Origin of the sequence: Limosilactobacillus reuteri subsp. porcinus, assembly GCF_036621895.1 — a bacterium.
Classification (GTDB): Bacteria; Bacillota; Bacilli; order Lactobacillales; family Lactobacillaceae; genus Limosilactobacillus; species Limosilactobacillus reuteri_J.
Window position 1 is genome coordinate 17,623 of the sequence record NZ_LN887325.1, and the last position, 249, is coordinate 17,871.

The 249-nt window shown below is 34.5% G+C and carries 1 pseudogene; it reads right to left on the reverse strand.

The window, feature by feature from the left end:
* Positions 1-78, reverse strand: a pseudogene (locus AACL61_RS01230) (dihydroneopterin aldolase); the annotation flags it as partial.
* Positions 79-249: the final 171 nt, after the last annotated feature.

Genomic DNA, 249 nt, shown 5'->3' on the forward strand with positions numbered 1-249 from the left:
CATTTCACAGTCAATTTCAATTTTTTGACCAAGCTTTTTCTCTTCCGCAAACACACCATTGTAAGTATTAAATGCCATGTTGTTAATTCTAATCTTTCCGATAAGCTATTGCCCCTTCATTTTTTATTTTCTATCATAACGCATAAGTTAGTTGGTGAAAATATCTTAATAGATTAAGGGCGCAATCTTTTCCTGGTACCATTGTTCCCCAGCTTTTGAGAAAGGATTAGTAAACGGCGCAGGTTTAAT